A 15,717-nucleotide genomic window follows, 5' to 3' on the forward strand; every position below is an offset into this window, starting at 1 on the left:
CCTAGTGGTTGAGCTCTGACGGTTGAGTCCGTGTGGGGTTTCGGTTTGAGGCCCATCCTGCGAGTCTGGCCGGATGCGCAGTGGCATCTCTTTCACGCTCTCCACCTCGGATCGCCTTCGGCTCGAAGCACTCGTGGCGGATCGAAACACGTCGCAGAAGCACGTCTGGCGCGCCCGTATCGTGCTGCTGAGCGCCGATGGGCTGGGGACGCATGCGATCATGCGTGAGGCGGGCGTGTCCAAGACGGTGGTCTGGCGCTGGCAGGACCGCTTCGCGCAGGAGGGCGTCGATGGGCTCCTTCGGGACAAGACGCGACCGGCGCGCATCCCGCCGCTGGGGCCGGAGGTGGCGGCGCGCGTGGTGGCTCTGACGCAAGGAGAACCACCCGGCGAGACCACGCATTGGACGGCCGCCGCCATGAGCAAGGCCGCGGCCATCAGCATCTCGTCGGTGCAGCGGATCTGGCGGGGGCACGGCCTACAGCCGCATCGAGTCCGACAGTTCAAGCTCTCCACCGACCCGGCCTTCGCCGCCAAACTGCGCGACGTCGTCGGGCTCTACATCGACCCGCCGGCCCACGCCGTCGTGCTCTCGGTCGACGAGAAGAGCCAGATCCAGGCGCTCGCCCGCACGCAGGAGCCGTTGCCGATGAAGCCGGGCCAGCCGACGACGCGCACCCACGATTACAAGCGCCACGGCACGACGACCCTGTTTGCCGCCCTGGACGTGCTGGAGGGCAAGGTGATCGGCCGCTGCATGCAGCGCCACCGGCATCAGGAGTTCATCCGCTTCCTCAACGCGGTCGAGGCGGCGGTTCCGGCGGGCAAGATCGTCCACGCGATCCTGGACAACTATGCCGTCCACAAGCACCCGAAGGTCCGTGCCTGGCTCGACCGCCACCCGCGCTGGACCTTCCACTTCACCCCGACCTCAGCCTCGTGGCTCAATGCCGTCGAGGGCTTCTTCGCCAAGCTCGCAAAACGCCGGCTTCGACGCGGCGTGTTCGGATCGCTGATCGAGGTGCAGGCCGCCATCAAACGCTTCATCGCCGAGAGTAACGGCAATCCGAAGCCCTTCGTCTGGACCGCCGACCCGGATCGCATCATCCAGGCCGCAAAGCGCGGGCACCAAGTGTTAGACTCGCACCACTAGAAGCAAAAAGATCTGCTGGCATGACGAGCAACCGACTCGCCACACCAGCCGCTGTCATGATGGCAGGCGCGGCCAGGATCGTGCGAACTGGAATGGGCAGCAGCCTTTCGTTTGCTGCACTAACATCTGGACCGTGTGGGGGACCTATCTACCTGTGCCCCCCGGCAGCGCAGCGCAGCGCAGCCGAACTTCTTGGACCCGCAGGAAAATTTCTCGATGCTCTCCCCAAAACCGTCAGATGCACCGCCGACACAGGACTCACGAACGACACTCGCCGCACGCATCGCCTTTCTCCGTCGCCAGCGCGGCCTGACCCTCGATCAGCTCGCGAACACGACGGGATTGACCAAGAGCTACCTGTCGAAACTAGAACGCGGTCTATCCGTGCCGTCCATCTCGACGGCCATGCGACTCGCTAAGAGCTTCGACCTCAGCGTCGGGCAACTGCTCGGCGAAAATCAATACGCTGACGCCATCTCCGTCGTCCGGAGAAGCGAGCGCCCTTCGTTCATGCGCAGCGGCAGCGCGTCTGGCTATGACTACGAGCTGCTGGCGGGCAACAAACGCTTCAAGAGCATGGAGCCATACATCATGCGGCCACCCCTGGCATTTCAGGACGACCGGCGTTTCGAGCATGCTGGGCAGGAAATGATCTTCGTGATTTCAGGCGTCATCGAGTTCCAGTACGGATCCGAGAGCCACATCTTGCATGCCGGAGACTGCGCTTACTTCGACGCGCACATTTCGCATCGCTCACGCTCGCTCGGCCCAACCATCGCCGAGGCACTCGTCGTCGTCACCCCCGAGTAATTCGGCGCGGGAATGAGCACCAGATGACTATATTTCCTGCATGACACTTTGTGTCTTTCGTGGTGTTCTCCCTGCATTCGCTGGAGAGGACCGCCATGAACGTCATCGTGCGCGACAAGGAAACCTATCACCAGCAGACCACCGAGCGGATGAACCAGCATTTCGCGTTGCCCGAGTGGTCCGCCCGACAGAAACTGGCGCTGGCTTGCCGCATCCTCGCGGCTGAGGGCCATGACTCGGGGCTGGCTGGTCAGGCAACCGCCCGGGGCGAAAGCCCCGGCACCTACCTGATGCTGCGATTCGGGTTGGGTTTCGATGAGATCACGGCGGACAACCTCCTGCTCGTCGACGACGACCTCAACGTCCTCGAAGGCGAGGGCATGCCCAACCCCTCCAACCGCTTCCATCTGTGGATCTACCGAGCGCGGCCGCACGTCGCCTCGATCATGCACACGCACCCGCCCCACGTCTCGGCCCTGTCGATGATCGGCGTGCCGCTCGCCGTCTCGCACATGGACACGTCGCTGTTCCACGAAGACTGCGCCTGGCTTCGGGAATGGCCTGGCACGCCCATCGGCGACGAGGAAGGCCGCATCATCTCAGATGCGCTAGGCGATAAGCGGGCGATCCTGCTCGCACATCACGGGCAGTTGGCTGCCTGCGAGAGCATCGAGGAAGCCACGATCCTCGGAATGTTTATGGAGCGCGCCGCCAAGCTCCAGTTGCTGGCGATGTCGGCCGGCACGATCCTGCCCATCGATCCGGCCCTGGCGCAGGAGGCGCACGATTACCGCCTCAAGCCGAAGGCGATCGCGGCGACCTTCGCTTACTACAGCCGCCGTATCCTGCGTGGCGATGACGCTGTGCTCGGCTGAGGACGCACTCTGCGACAGGTCGAGATCGCCCACGGCATCGACCACCCCCGTAGCGATGGAGGATGTAATGGCTGAGGGTTCTCAAGTCGTGGGCCGCGTCCTGCCCAATGAAGCGGCCTCGAAGCTCAAGCCCTCCTCGCAGCCCGCCCCGACCAACCGCGTGGTCATCGCCAGTGCGTTCGGCACGATCGTCGAGTGGTACGACTTCTTCGTCTACGGCACCGCCGCAGCGCTGGTGTTCGGGAAGCTGTTCTTTCCTGCCACGGATCCGTTGGTCAGCACGCTGGCCGCCTTCAGCGTCTACGCCGTGGGATACCTCGCCCGGCCGCTCGGTGGCCTGATCTTCGGCCACTTCGGGGACCGTCTCGGTCGGCGCTCGATGCTGGTGCTCTCGCTGCTTCTGATGGGCTTCGGCACGTTCTTCGTCGGACTGCTGCCGACCTACGAGCAGGCTGGCATCCTCGCCCCGATTTGCCTCGTGCTGCTTCGGCTCATCCAGGCGATCGGGCTAGGGGGCGAGTGGGGCGGCGCGGTCCTGATGGTCGCCGAGACCGCCCCTGCTTCGAGGCGTGGGCTCTATGGCAGTTTCGTCCAACTCGGCAACCCGGTCGGCCGCCTCGTCGCCACGGGCGTGTTCGCGCTGGCCACGCGCATGCCGGACGCCCAGTTCCTCAGCTGGGGTTGGCGCATTCCCTTCCTCGCGAGCATCGTGCTGGTCCTCGTCGGGCTATTCATCCGGACCCGCCTCGATGAAACACCTGCGTTCAAGGATCTCCGACGAAGCGGCGCGACCGCACGAATGCCGGTCCTCGAGGCATTGACGGCATTTCGTCGAGAAACGGTGACGGCGATCGGGCTTAAGGTCACCGAGGTCGCCTGGGTCGGCATTCTAACCGTGTTCGCTGTCTCCTATCTCACTACGCAGCTCGGCATGGCAAAGTCCTTTGTGCTGGACGCGGTGACGCTGGCGACCCTCGTCGAGCTCTTCGTAATGCCGCTCTCGGGCTGGTTGTCGGATAAGTTCGGACGGCGAGTGATCTACCTCTTGGGGACGGGCTTCGGTATCGCCTTTGCGTTTCCCCTGTTCTGGCTGCTCGCTACGCGCGATCCCACAATCGTCGTGATCACCATCGTCGTGGGAATCTGCTTGGCGCAAGGCATGGTGTTTGCTCTTCACGCGAGCTTCATGCCGGAGCTGTTTGGCACGCGGGTGCGCTACAGCGGCATCTCCCTCGGCTTTCAAATCGGTGCGGCGATCGGAGGTGGTTTGACGCCAGTGATCGCGGCAGCGGCTGTTGGGCTGAGCGGTGGCTCAACTTGGCTGATCTCGCTGTTTCTGACAATCCTCGGCGTGCTGACGTTTGCGGCCGTGCTCAGCACACGCGAGACGTCAGGGTGCAGCATGGAAAGCTAGGTTATCGTGCCGTGATCGGCAGAAAAACCGACGGTGCGATCAGTTGTGTTTCACGAGACCACAATGAATTCTGGTACGCCGGTTGATCCAAAAAGCCTCGCTTCTCTGCGCCGCATCGCTGATGCACTTGGAAAAACCGCTCGAGAATTTCTTTCAGGATGCACCGCCAGCCGACGAGACCCACCTGCTCGAGCTGCTGCACCTGTGGAACTGCATCACAGACCCGCGGGCCAGGAATCGCTTGTTGAGCGTTGCGCGGAGAGAAGCGGCAGAGCAAGCCTGGATTGAAGATTTTCTATGACTTGATAGCCACGCCGAGCTAGCAATGTTGTCGATCGTTGACCGCAGTTGCAGACGAACAGGTACGACGTAGACCGTTAAGTCGAGTTGCAGCCGAACCTCTGCCCAATCGAGAAGGTTTTAGGGCGTCACTGTCAGACGTAGGAAGCTCACCGCGCTTGCGAACCCGGCAAAGGCCGCCCCAAGCCCCATCGAGAGGGGTGACTCGTGTGACTCCGCGATCGCGAAGCAGGCCGCGCTGAGGGCACCGCTTAGGGTCTAGCCGAGAAGCCACGCCGTGGCGACGGTGCCGCTCGCTCCGCCTGTGCGGTTAACTGGTGCGCTGGTCATGATGGCGGGCAGGTTCGGGGCCTGGAAGAAGCCGAACCCGGCCCCGCAGATTGCCATCCGCCAGATGATGTTCGGGACGCTGGGATCCGCGGGCAGCAGCGCGAGCAGCCCCATGCCGATCGCTAGGCCGGCAAGCCCGATCCCGCCGAGCAGGCCAGGGGCATAGCGATCTGTGCGTCGGCCGGCCACCGGCGCCATTAACGCGCCCCAATCAGCTCGTGATCCGATTTCGAACACCTCTGTTGACGAGCCCCCCCGACCTGCTAGCATCTAAAAAAATGAACTGATGCTTCGAATATGAAGCGTCAAGGGAGGAATTAGATGCTAACGATCTGTGAGCCTGCACGCGAAATCCCCGTCCTGATGGACGCCGACATCGTCGTCGTCGGTGGGGGTACGACCGGTCCAATAGCGGCCGTCGCAGCCGCTCGCCGCAACAAGAAGGTCGTCCTGATCGAGCGTTTCGGATCCCTGGGTGGAAACCTTACGCTGGGCCTGAACACGAAGCCGTCCGGTGCGCTCGTCGGTGGAATACCCCTGGAACTGTGGACCTTGGCCCGTGCATCAGGCGCGGCCGGGCTCGACTATTTCGCGGGGACTAAAACGGGAAAGGTGAAGATTGCTTCGCCTTGCGACCCTGAGATCATGAAGATGCTGCTGACCCGCATGTGTGCGGATGCGGGGGTCGAGATACTGTTTGAGACGGTTGTCTCCCGGCCGGTTCTGGATGGAGACACTGTCACCGGCGTCGTGATCGAGAACAAGGCCGGCCGCAGCTTCATTGGCGCGAAAGTCGTGATCGACTGCTCGGCCGATGGCGATGTCGCCGCTGGTGCTGGCGTCCCGTTCGTGATGGGATCAGGTGAGGATGGCGACGCGATGAAGATGCAGCCGGTCGGCATGTACTTCACTATGTCAGACGTCGATGTAGTCGCCCTCGCGCGTTGGGCGCGGCAGACGGATGACATTCCTGCGCAGGCGATTCCCGATAATGACGCGGATCTGGACTACGGACTGTGGCTGACTGGCTTCAATAACACGATCCGGGCCTACCGGGCTGAGACGGACATCGACTTGCCTCGCGAGAACATCACGCTCAAGACCGCCAACGGCCTCATGTACGTGAATGCAACCCGCGTCCTTGGTGTCAACGTGTTCTCCCCGACCGAGTTCAGCGCCGCCGTTGTGGAGTGCTACCGACAGATCGTCGAATATGCCCGCTTCTTGGTCGCGAAGGTTCCAGGATTCGAGAAGGCGAAGATCGCTCAGATCGCGCCCGTCCTTGGCGTGCGAGAGACCCGGCATGTCATCGGCGAGTACACTCTGACCGAGAGTGACGTCCGCGGTGACAAGTCCTTCCCGGACAGCATCGCGGCCGATGTTTCTGCCTTCGATGTTCACGACGTAAAAGGTGGCGACGTCGACTTCCAGGGCTTGCGTCCCTACGAGCTACCTTACGGCTGCATGGTGCCGCGCGGCGTCGAGCAGTTGCTGGTCGCCGGACGTTGCATCTCTGCAGATCATGCCGCCCACGGACGAAGCCGCAACGTTCCAGCCTGCATGGCGACAGGGCAGGCAGCAGGCATCGCCGCATCCGTTGCGCTCGAGGGCAACACCACGGTGCGCGCGGTGTCCATCGAGCGCGTCCAGACCGCGCTTCGCGAGATTGGGATGCCGCTGCACGCGGACGAACTTCGATGACGTCGTTTGGTACGAGCGGTGGTGCCTCAGCCGCGCCAACCAAGTTGGGCGGAAACCTGCGCGGCGGCCAGCAGCACTTCTTCGCGAACGGAGGCCAAGTCCTTCAGTACCGTCTCGGAGTCGGACACGTTGATCGCCGCTACGATGCTGCCGTCCCGGTCGCGCACGGGGGCAGACAGGCTGACGATGCCGCTGACGAAGCCAGATATGTTGGCGGCGTAACCTTGCTCGCGTTCGCTTTCGATGGTTGTGAAAAGTTCCACCACCGTGGTCGGCGTCTGGTCGGAGAAAGCGTGCATTGTGACGCCTCGGTAGAGCGTCGCAAGATCGGCTTCACTCATGCCGAACAGCAGCGCACGGCCCGAGGCGACCGCATGGCAGGGGTAGCGCGTTCCAACCGGTATGTCGCCGCGCAGGCGGTGGTTGGATGCGGCGTTCAGCACGTAGACGATTTCTGTGCCGTCGCGCACGCACATATGGGCGGAGAAGCCTGTCCGGTCGCGCAGGGCGTAGACCGCCTCCCGCCCGCAGGACACGACTTCCGTGCCCTGGAAGTAGTCGAAGCCCAGCATCAACACCTTCGCTCCGAGCTGAAAGGCGTTGGAGTTCGGAAGACGTTGCAGGTAGCCGTCCCGCTCCAGGGTATAGGCCATCCTAAATGCCGTCGCCCGCGAGAGCCTCAGTTCGAAGGCGATGTCGGGCACGCTGATGACCCGTCTCTCACGGTGGAACAGGGTCAGAATGGACAAACCGCGGCGAAGCGCCGTCACGATGTAGCGTGCCTGTTCCGGCTCGTCCTGCGGCATCATAGGGTTGAGGGCTTCCCGATATTTACTGCCACGTCCCCCGGGGACCGGCATGGTCGGATGTCCGTGAAACGCGAAGGGTTTGCAAGTCACCGGGTGGCGTCCCACGCTCGGCCGGGATGGTTCCGCACACCATCATGCCAACCCGCGCCGGGAGCCCGCGCATGAGCGATCCGCAAGCTGCCCTTGTCGCCCTCTTGCCGTCCGGAATCCGGTCGCGGATTGTGCCGGATGTGAACGGTCTCGCGTTCCACGTGCTTGAGGCAGGATGGGAGCAACCCGGGCGTCCGGTCGTGTTCCTCCTGCACGGTTTCCCAGAGCTCGCCTTCTCGTGGCGGCACGTCATGGGGCTGATTGCGCAAGCCGGCTATCACGTCATCGCTCCGGACCAACGCGGTTATGGACAAACATCACCGCAACCGATCCCCTTCGCGCAAGATCTCGCGCCGTACAGCATCCTGAATCTCGTCCGGGATATGGTTGCGCTCGCCGCCTCGCTCGGCGCGGGTTCAGTCTCCGGCATTGTCGGTCACGATTACGGAGCGTCAGTCGCAGCAGCCTGCACGCTCGTACGACCAGATCTGTTCCGCTCACTTGTGATCATGAGCTCGCCCTTTGCTGGTCCGCCATCTTGGCCGCTCCCACCGCCCCGCACGCGTGATCCAATCAATGTCGATCTCGCTGCGCTAAAGCCGCCGCGCAAACATTATCAAAATTACTTCGCTACACCGCAGGCGAATGACGATTTGTGGCGATGTCCGCAAGGCATCCATTCCTTTTTGAGAGCATACTATCATCATAAAAGTGGAGACTGGCCTGGAAATCGGCCTTTCGAGCTTGCCTCGTGGTCGGCGGCCGAGCTTGCGCGGATGCCGCATTACTACATTATGCCATTAGCGCAGGATATGCCCGCGGCCGTCGCGCCTGAGATGCCGTCCGAGGCAGACATTGAAGCCTGTACTTGGCTGACTGAAGCTGAATTGTCGTTCTACAGTGACGAATACACGCGTACCGGCTTCCAAGGCGGTCTACAATGGTACCGCATGAGAATGAACGGCAGCCTGGCCCACGACCTAGCACTCTTTTCAGGTCGGACAATCGACCGTCCCGCGCTGTTCCTCTCCGGTGATCGTGATTGGGGGGCCTATCAGATACTGGGCGGTCTCAAGAGGATGCGGACCACTGTCTTCTCCGCCATGGGCGAGCCGCACTTCGTCGCGGGCGCCGGACACTGGGTACAGCAAGAGCAGCCCGAAGCGACCGCGTCCGCGGTCGTGACGTTCCTGCGCGCGGCCAGCTCGGCATCGAACTGACGCGCTGGCCGCCAGGCGGTGAAGGCACGAAAAACGAAGCCAGCGTCACGCCGAAACGGGCCAGCGTCCCGTTCGGAAAGAGGGCGCGGTAATTCCGGGAGGATATGGTTATGGAGGCACTTAAAGCACAGGGGACGGTCCTCACGGTCACAGTGATCATGATCGTCGCGTATCTCGCGCTCACGACCTGGCTGACGTACCGATATCGTGCCAAAACATCCGCAGATTACATGGTTGCGGGTCGTTCAGTCCCAGCGGTAGTCATCGGGGTACTGATGATGTCCGAGTTCATCGCTCCGAAATCGACCATTGGCGTTGCTCAAGCCGCGTTCGAATCCGGTATGGCCGCCTCATGGGCTGTCGCAAGCGTTGCCCTCGGCTTTCTGCTGTTCGGACTAGGATTTGCCAAAAAACTGTACGCGACAGGTGAATACACAATCTCGGCCGCCATCGCGAAAAAATATGGCCGCTCGACACAGCTCACAGTGTCGCTAATCATGATTTACGCGCTCCTTCTCGTGCTCGTCGCACAATATGTGAGCGGTGCCGCCGTGCTGGCATCCGTCTTCGGCCTCCCCCTGGGGGGCTCCTCACTTCTGATCGCGGGCATCAGCACGGCCTACTGCATGATCGGCGGTCAGAAGAGCACGGCATACGTCTCGCTCATGCATACCGTCCTCAAGATCATCGGCGTTGCCATCGTCTGCGTTGCCGCGCTGACCATGAGCGGCGGCGTCACGCCGGTGATGGCCGCGTTGCCGCCAAGCTACTTCACATGGGACGGATCCATTGGGCTGACGACAATCGTCGCCTGGACTATCGCCAGCGTCGGTGCGATCTTTTCGACGCAGTTCATCGTTCAGGCGATCTCGTCGCTGAAGGGCCCTCAGGATGTGCGAGGTGCGTGCGCCATCTCCGCGTTTCTGTGTTTGCCGGTTAGCCTCGCCCTCGGCTTCATCGGCGTCTCTGCTAAGTTCCTGTTCCCAGAAATGAAAAGTCTTTACGCCTTCCCAGTGTTCTTGAATCACCTGTCGCCATTCCTCTCAGGCGTCGTAATGGTTTCGATTATCGCATCGATTCTTGTGGCAGTCGGAACGGTGGTGGTCGGGGCCTCGGCCCTGATCGTGCGCGATTTCTACGTTCCAATTTGGAAGCCGACCGCTGAGACGGAACTTCGGGTTTCGCGATTGCTGGCTATTCCGATTGCCTTTCTGCCACTGTTGCTCGTCTTTTTTGCTCCCCAAGTGCTTCACTTGTCGTTCTTCACACGGGCGCTGCGCTTGGCGGTCACGGTCGTGGCGGTCTTCGCATTCTATTTCCCGCGCTTTGGCAGCAACCGTGGCGCGACTCTTGGCCTCCTCGGCGCGGCCGTGACCACGACGGGCTGGTATTTGATGGGCGATCCCTTCGGGATCGATGATATCTATATCGCGCTCGTCACTCCGGCAGTCGTGATCGCCTTAGAGCGGCTAATTCGTCGAGACGGTGGTAGCATCGTCACGCCGGAGCAGGTTGCTGCCGTCCCAGCATCCGTTCCGTAATGGCAACGGCGCCACTCTGATTGAATATGTTGTCACCAGGTCGAGGAATGATGGACGCGAGTGGCTGACTTTCCGTATTTTTCAAGTGGCGTGCCGCTGGGGGCACTGATCTCATCGGACGCGCGATCAGCTGTAAAGGCTGTCTCTGTCCAGCTCAGCCGGCTAGGGTCTCCAGCGTCCAAACCGAACCGCCACCGCGATTGACCGTCTGCTCGACGTGGGGGAGCCCGCTGTTAGGCGCATTGATCTTTTCCGGGCGCGGCGCGGCGCGGACCGGACTGCCTCGGGCGTGAAGATGCCGGGTCGGCATGGATCGACCGGATTCAGGTGCCAGCGGCCGCGCCCGCGGATTCGGACGAGATGAAGTACGAGATGTCGGCGGCGATGACCTCCTCGCCTGGCCGGCAGTGCACGAGGACTGAGACGAGGTTACACATTGTACCCAACGGCAGGAACAGTGCAGCCGGTTTGCCCAAAAGCGCGGCGGCGCGAGCGCAGAGTTCGTTGACGGTGGGGTCCTCATGGAGTTGCTCATCGCCAACGGACGCCGCAACCATAGCGGCGCGCGTGCCGGCGGTGGACTTGGTCTTGGTGTCGCTGCGCAGATCGACGGCGAGGGAGATCATGCTCAAATATGACTCGCTAAAGCCTGGGGTTCTGCGGCATCCGTAATCGCCACGGCCTCGACTGATGACACATGTACAAACCGATCGACGAGTAAGACCGCCACTGTGTTTCCGAACACGTTTACAGTGGTGCGGCCCATATCCATCAATACGTCGATTGCCGCGAGCACGGCCACAGACTCGACGGGCAATCCGAGGGCGATCAAGACCGTCGTGGCTGCAACGAGCCCACCCCCCGAGACGTTGCCCATGCCCTTCGTCGAGATCAGCCCCGTCACGATGATGGTCAACATAGCCGGTAGATCGAGCGGGATGCCGTGAGCTTCGACCACAAAGGCAGTAGCGAGCGAGATGTAGAGCGACGTGCCATCTTGATTGAACGAGTAGCCGAGCGGGATCACGGTTGAGACAATTTTGTTCGGCACTCCGAACCGCTCTAAAATCTCCATGTGTATCGGAAGCGTCGTTTCCGACGAGCGCGTTGTGAAGGCGAGCAGCAGGGGTTCAGCGATCTTCTGGGTGACGCGTACGGGATTGTGGCCGATTGCGAATAGAACGAGCCACATCACCGCGATCACCAGCACCAGTCCGAGGTAGAGCGTCGCGATCAGCTTGCCCAGCGCGGTGATCATGGCGAGTCCCTGGCTCGCGAACAGCCACGCCATGACCGCGGCCACCGCGATGGGTGCGAGCGCGATGATCCAACGGACCATCCGCATCATGGCAGCCTGTACGCCCTCGAGGACCGCGACTGCCCCGCGGCCGACCTCGCCGATAGAGGCGAGCGCGGCGCCAAACAGGATACCGAACAGGAGAACCTGTAGAATCTTCTGCTCAGCCATGGCGCTGACGATGTTCGCCGGCACGAGGTCGACTAAGAACGACACGAGGTCGATCTTCAGCCCAGCGTTCGCTGGCACCTTGCCGGCGATCGACAGATCGGCGCCGATGCCTGGATGCACGAGCGCGTTCATGAGCAGACCGGCCAGGATGCAGATGCCGGTCGCGATGAAGAACCAGACGAAGGCGATGAGTACGATGCGCCCGAAGGCCGAAAGCTCCCTACCCATGTTATAGATGCCGAGCGCAATCGACGAGAAGACGAGCGGGATGACGATCATCCGCAACGCCTTGATGAACACCTGTCCAATCGGCAGCAGGGCCTTGCCGAGGTCTGGGAAGGCGAAGCCAATAACGCAACCGACGACCAAGCCCGCGAGCATCTGTAGCGGCAAGGTCCGGTTGGCCCGGCTGTGAACCGCTCCGCCGTCCGCTGGACTACGCGCCGCCATGCTCGCCATGATACTGCTCCTGTGCTGCCGAATGGGCATGGACGCCGCGCTTGGGCTGGAGATCTCCTGGGTCTAGGCCGTCGCCGTCATCCTCGGAGCGGTGTTCTGCCCGCGCACCCATTCACGGGCGAGCCGTTCGACGCGGTCGATGTCGCTCCGATCGTTGTACAGCCCGAAGGAGAAGCGCAGCAGGTCCCGCCGGATGCTCAGCCGGACACCGTTCGCCACCAAGTGTTCGTACAGGGCCGCCATGCTCAGGTCAGCGGCCGAGTCGTGATCATACCCGAGCGCAGCGCCGACCGTGACGATGTGACTGGCCCAATGACCAGGCCGGCCGCCGTAGACCGGCAGACCGATCGCGAGCAGGCGATCGGCGAACTCACGCGCGAGCCCGAAGGCGTGGTCCTCGACCGCCTGCGGGGTCAGTTCGAGGATCAACTTGAGCGCCGGCGTGACGGCAATGATGGCCGGGTAGTTGTAGTTGCCAACGTCAAAGCGTCGTGCGCCCGGGGCGAGGCGACCCGAGATCGGGTCGCCGAGGCTAGCCTCGTGCCCCTCCTGCTCGACCCCGAAGCGCGACAGTAGGGCGGGCTGGAGTTGCTCAGCGACGCTGCGGCGGACGTACAGGAAGCCCAGCCCGTACAAAGCCATGAGGCCCTTCTGCGTCGATGCGGCCAGCACGTCGACGCCCCACGCCTCGACGTCCGTCGCGAGGACGCCGATTGACTGCGCCGCGTCGACCACGAGGTGGACGCCGCGCCGACGGCATTCCGCCCCGAGCTCCGCAACCGGAAAGCGGAAGCCCGGCGCGAAAGACACCGCCGATATCGCCATCGCTCGGCATCGCTCGTCCATGGCGTCCACGATGTCGCCGAAAGGTGCCATGCCGTCCTTCTGGCGGACGTTCTTGATGATGATCCCGTGCTTCCTGGCGAGACCGTACCAAGGATAGATGTTGGCTGGATGCTCGAGTTCCTCGCAGACGACCACGCTGTCCCCCGCTCGCCAGTCGAGCGCGGCACCGAACGCGGCGATGCCATCCGTCACGTTCCGGGTGAAGGCGACCTCGTCAGAGTGGCTGCCGATCAGCGCCGCAAAGTGGTCACGGCATTCCTCGACCGCGGTGAACAGGCCCTTCTTATCGACCGTGCCCTCGGCCATATCGTTGAGGTGCTGATCGAGCGCTCGCCGGCCGCCGTCGTAAAAGAGCGCGCGCGCGGACATGTCGAGGAACGGTCCGGCCCGTGTGCCGGGGAAGTGCTCCCGGGCTGCCGCGAAGCGGTCTGAGCTGGGCGCCATCAGATGATCTCCTGCCTCTTTACGCGAACATTGCCAGAGGATGACGCCACTTGGCCGCTGCGCAAGATGTGCGTTAGGTTCTCGCGCTATGAGCAAAGCTAATAGCGCCGCTTTTACAGGCATACCGTTGGCCAAGCTGCGCGTTTTCGATGCGGCGGCTCGGCACGCGAACCTTGTGAGGGCAGCAGCCGAACTCGGTATGACCCAGGGGGCAGTCAGCCATCACGTGAAGTCGCTTGAGGACGCCCTTGGGACGGCGCTCTTCCACCGCGGACCTCGTGGCGTGACGCTGACCGAGGCCGGCGACCTTCTGGCGGACTACGTTAGGCGAGCATTGGATGAACTCGCCGCGGGTCTTGAACGGATCGGCCAGCCGCGGCGGCGGACGACGCTCGTGGTCGCAGCACCGCGCAGCTTCGCGCTCCGCGTGCTGGTCGGCCGGCTTGGGGGCTTCCTACGTGCGCACCCGTGGATCGACTTCCGCTTGGACACGCACCGATACTACGCCGACCTTAACCACTCCCCAGGGGATGTCGCCATCCGGGCCGGAGACGGATCCTGGAAGGACCTTGCGGTTGAGCGGCTCACCCGCGAAACCTTGTTCCCGGTCTGCATCCCGGCGCTGTGCGACGGCGCGCCGCCGAACGCAGCGTTCCTACGCGCGAACCTCTTGCTACACTACGCTGAGCGTCCGACCTGGCCCGCTTGGCTCCTCGCTGCAGGTTACGATGCATCGCTAGGCACGGTGGGTCCGAGTTTCAGCGAGACGGCGCTAGTGCTCGCGGCTGCGGAGCAGGGGCAAGGAATAGCGATCGGCCGTCGCTCGCTGGTCGCCGACGCCCTCGCTGCGGGGACGCTCGTGCGTCCTTTCGACGTCGAGCACGACGATGGCGTTGGGTACTTTCTAGTGGCGCGCAAGACCGACCTGAACCGCACCATGGCCCGCGTCTTCTCGGATTGGCTCCTCGGCGAGATGAAGACTTTCGGCGGCGCACAAGCGTAGCCTCAGTCAACCTGAGCGTCTGGCCACGCCGCAGGGGCTGGTGGGAAGTCGTTAGGGCATCACTTGCTCACCATACAAGCGCCATAACAGTTCGACGAATAACAATGGATCGACGAAACGCCCCGCGCCCTGATCCGACGCCGTTCGCTTGCGAACTTCACTGCGAAATAGCCACGGCCTTGATGCAGCGCTTCGTGGTCGTTGGCAGACCGGACAGTGCGGCCACTGCTCCGAACTATCTCGACAGCGGCTTCGCTTTGGTCCCCGCGGCCTGATACACCTGCTCACCGACGATGTCTGCATTTTACGTCAGTCATCGAAAACCCGTTGGACGGCTTTCGGCAAAAAGCAGTCAAATATTAGTCCGCTTGCTTGAGCACTTTGTTACCATTGACAATAAGAAGTATATCCTATAAATTGGCTGATAGTGACCCTTGATGTTCAGGGCGAGCATGCCACGATTACTTCACCCTCGAACGCGCCGCGCCTCGGCATCACGCGTCAGGCTACCAGGCCCCTACAATACCAGTACCGCCAGCAAGGGGTCCCACACGGGGCCCCTTCTTTTTTGCGAGGTCGACCATGAGCAGTGCTGATTTTTCGACATCAACCGACTATGCTGCTGCGTCGGGGAATTCGCCGAAGCCGGCGCAGCCGTCAGTCACCACAGCCGGTCATGCTGCGCGAGTGCGCGCCCAGAATGATGCCTTTCGGAGCAGCTTCGCCGGTGGGCAGGTGGTCGAGACACCCGGCGTGGTCGAACTGCCCGAGGCCGACCGCATCGCCCTGTTGCTGGCCGTGCGCTGCTTCAACAGCTTCGACGCCGACAACGATCCCCACGGCGAGCACGACTTCGGTGCGGTCGAGGTCCGGGGCCAGCGCTTCTTCTGGAAAATCGACGCCTACGATCGCGCGCTGCTCGGTCATTCGCCGGACCCAACCGACCCCGCGGTGACGACCCGCGTGCTCACGATCATGCGAGCCGACGAGTACTGACGTGGCTTCCCCTCGCAAAGCCCCGCGGCTGCCCCGGATTGATCCGCCTAACCCAGGCGAGTTCATGCGGCCGCAACCGCGCGGTGAGGCCGAGCTCGATGCCGACACCGAGTGGAACGAGGACTGGCCGGCCGACGACGACGGCAACTGGTCCGGCTGCACCCATGACGGTGATGGGGAGGAGGGTTGAGTATGAACCGCCTCTCAGATCCGACAGCCTTGAGCGTCGGCCCCGGGTGCTGGTGCAGCCGAGGGCCA

At 62.7% G+C, this 15,717-nt stretch carries 15 protein-coding genes and 1 pseudogene; 11 read left to right on the forward strand and 5 right to left on the reverse strand.

The window, feature by feature from the left end; translation table 11 throughout:
• Nucleotides 1-73: 73 nt before the first annotated feature.
• The 5 genes from MKK63_RS11340 to MKK63_RS11360 all read left to right on the forward strand — a co-directional run bounded on the left by MKK63_RS11340 (nucleotide 74) and on the right by MKK63_RS11360 (nucleotide 4,553).
• On the forward strand, nucleotides 74-1,153 hold the full coding sequence (locus tag MKK63_RS11340) for an IS630 family transposase (protein ID WP_244001696.1): 1,080 nt from the start codon (nucleotides 74-76) through the stop codon (nucleotides 1,151-1,153).
• 192 nt (nucleotides 1,154-1,345) lie between these two features.
• Nucleotides 1,346-1,963, forward strand: coding sequence for a helix-turn-helix domain-containing protein (locus MKK63_RS11345; protein WP_244001698.1), 618 nt, complete (start codon nucleotides 1,346-1,348; stop codon nucleotides 1,961-1,963).
• Between the two features lie 95 nt (nucleotides 1,964-2,058).
• Complete coding sequence (locus MKK63_RS11350) at nucleotides 2,059-2,838, forward strand: aldolase (protein ID WP_244001700.1); 780 nt, start codon at nucleotides 2,059-2,061, stop codon at nucleotides 2,836-2,838.
• A gap of 67 nt (nucleotides 2,839-2,905) precedes the next feature.
• Nucleotides 2,906-4,252, forward strand: coding sequence for an MFS transporter (locus tag MKK63_RS11355; protein WP_244001702.1), 1,347 nt, complete (start codon nucleotides 2,906-2,908; stop codon nucleotides 4,250-4,252).
• Nucleotides 4,253-4,334: 82 nt separating this feature from the next.
• Nucleotides 4,335-4,553 carry a hypothetical protein gene (locus tag MKK63_RS11360; RefSeq protein ID WP_244001704.1) on the forward strand — a complete coding sequence of 73 codons (219 nt, stop codon included), beginning with the start codon at nucleotides 4,335-4,337 and terminating at the stop codon, nucleotides 4,551-4,553.
• Between the two features lie 119 nt (nucleotides 4,554-4,672).
• Here MKK63_RS11360 and MKK63_RS11365 read toward each other — a convergent pair.
• Nucleotides 4,673-5,083 (reverse strand): annotated as a pseudogene (locus MKK63_RS11365) (MFS transporter); the annotation flags it as partial.
• Between the two features lie 162 nt (nucleotides 5,084-5,245).
• Here MKK63_RS11365 and MKK63_RS11370 point away from each other — a divergent pair.
• Nucleotides 5,246-6,583, forward strand: coding sequence for an FAD-dependent oxidoreductase (locus MKK63_RS11370; RefSeq protein WP_244001706.1), 1,338 nt, complete (start codon nucleotides 5,246-5,248; stop codon nucleotides 6,581-6,583).
• A 26-nt stretch (nucleotides 6,584-6,609) separates the two neighbouring features.
• On the opposite strand, the gene MKK63_RS11375 is transcribed toward MKK63_RS11370, so the two are convergent.
• Complete coding sequence (locus MKK63_RS11375; protein WP_244001708.1) at nucleotides 6,610-7,392, reverse strand: IclR family transcriptional regulator; 783 nt, start codon at nucleotides 7,390-7,392, stop codon at nucleotides 6,610-6,612.
• Nucleotides 7,393-7,553: 161 nt separating this feature from the next.
• Between MKK63_RS11375 and MKK63_RS11380 the strand changes: the two genes are divergently transcribed.
• A complete protein-coding gene (locus MKK63_RS11380; protein ID WP_244001710.1) occupies nucleotides 7,554-8,702 on the forward strand; it encodes an alpha/beta hydrolase in 1,149 nt (382 codons plus the stop codon).
• Nucleotides 8,703-8,812: 110 nt separating this feature from the next.
• Entirely contained in the window at nucleotides 8,813-10,243 is a 1,431-nt protein-coding gene (locus tag MKK63_RS11385; protein ID WP_244001712.1) for a sodium:solute symporter family protein, read from the forward strand.
• Nucleotides 10,244-10,566: 323 nt separating this feature from the next.
• Here the strand turns inward: MKK63_RS11385 and MKK63_RS11390 are convergent, their stop codons facing one another.
• The 3 genes from MKK63_RS11390 to MKK63_RS11400 form a co-directional block, all read right to left on the reverse strand.
• Nucleotides 10,567-10,869 carry a beta-eliminating lyase-related protein gene (locus tag MKK63_RS11390; RefSeq protein ID WP_244001714.1) on the reverse strand — a complete coding sequence of 101 codons (303 nt, stop codon included), beginning with the start codon at nucleotides 10,867-10,869 and terminating at the stop codon, nucleotides 10,567-10,569.
• Nucleotides 10,870-10,871: 2 nt separating this feature from the next.
• Nucleotides 10,872-12,170, reverse strand: a complete 1,299-nt coding sequence (locus MKK63_RS11395) for a dicarboxylate/amino acid:cation symporter (protein ID WP_244001716.1) — start codon at nucleotides 12,168-12,170, stop codon at nucleotides 10,872-10,874.
• A 63-nt stretch (nucleotides 12,171-12,233) separates the two neighbouring features.
• Nucleotides 12,234-13,385 (reverse strand): aminotransferase class V-fold PLP-dependent enzyme, encoded by a 1,152-nt coding sequence (locus tag MKK63_RS11400; protein ID WP_244001718.1) that lies wholly within the window; start codon nucleotides 13,383-13,385, stop codon nucleotides 12,234-12,236.
• A 163-nt stretch (nucleotides 13,386-13,548) separates the two neighbouring features.
• On the opposite strand from MKK63_RS11400, the gene MKK63_RS11405 reads away from it, so the two are divergent.
• The 3 genes from MKK63_RS11405 (at nucleotide 13,549) to MKK63_RS31690 (ending at nucleotide 15,649) form a co-directional block, all read left to right on the forward strand.
• A complete protein-coding gene (locus tag MKK63_RS11405; RefSeq protein ID WP_244001720.1) occupies nucleotides 13,549-14,463 on the forward strand; it encodes a LysR substrate-binding domain-containing protein in 915 nt (304 codons plus the stop codon).
• Nucleotides 14,464-15,045: 582 nt separating this feature from the next.
• Complete coding sequence (locus MKK63_RS11410) at nucleotides 15,046-15,459, forward strand: DUF3768 domain-containing protein (protein ID WP_244001721.1); 414 nt, start codon at nucleotides 15,046-15,048, stop codon at nucleotides 15,457-15,459.
• A 64-nt stretch (nucleotides 15,460-15,523) separates the two neighbouring features.
• A complete protein-coding gene (locus MKK63_RS31690) occupies nucleotides 15,524-15,649 on the forward strand; it encodes a hypothetical protein (RefSeq protein ID WP_279574628.1) in 126 nt (41 codons plus the stop codon).
• The last annotated feature ends 68 nt before the right edge of the window (nucleotides 15,650-15,717 follow it).

The sequence above is a fragment of the Methylobacterium sp. J-088 genome, from assembly GCF_022829295.1.
Lineage (GTDB): Bacteria > Pseudomonadota > Alphaproteobacteria > Rhizobiales > Beijerinckiaceae > Methylobacterium.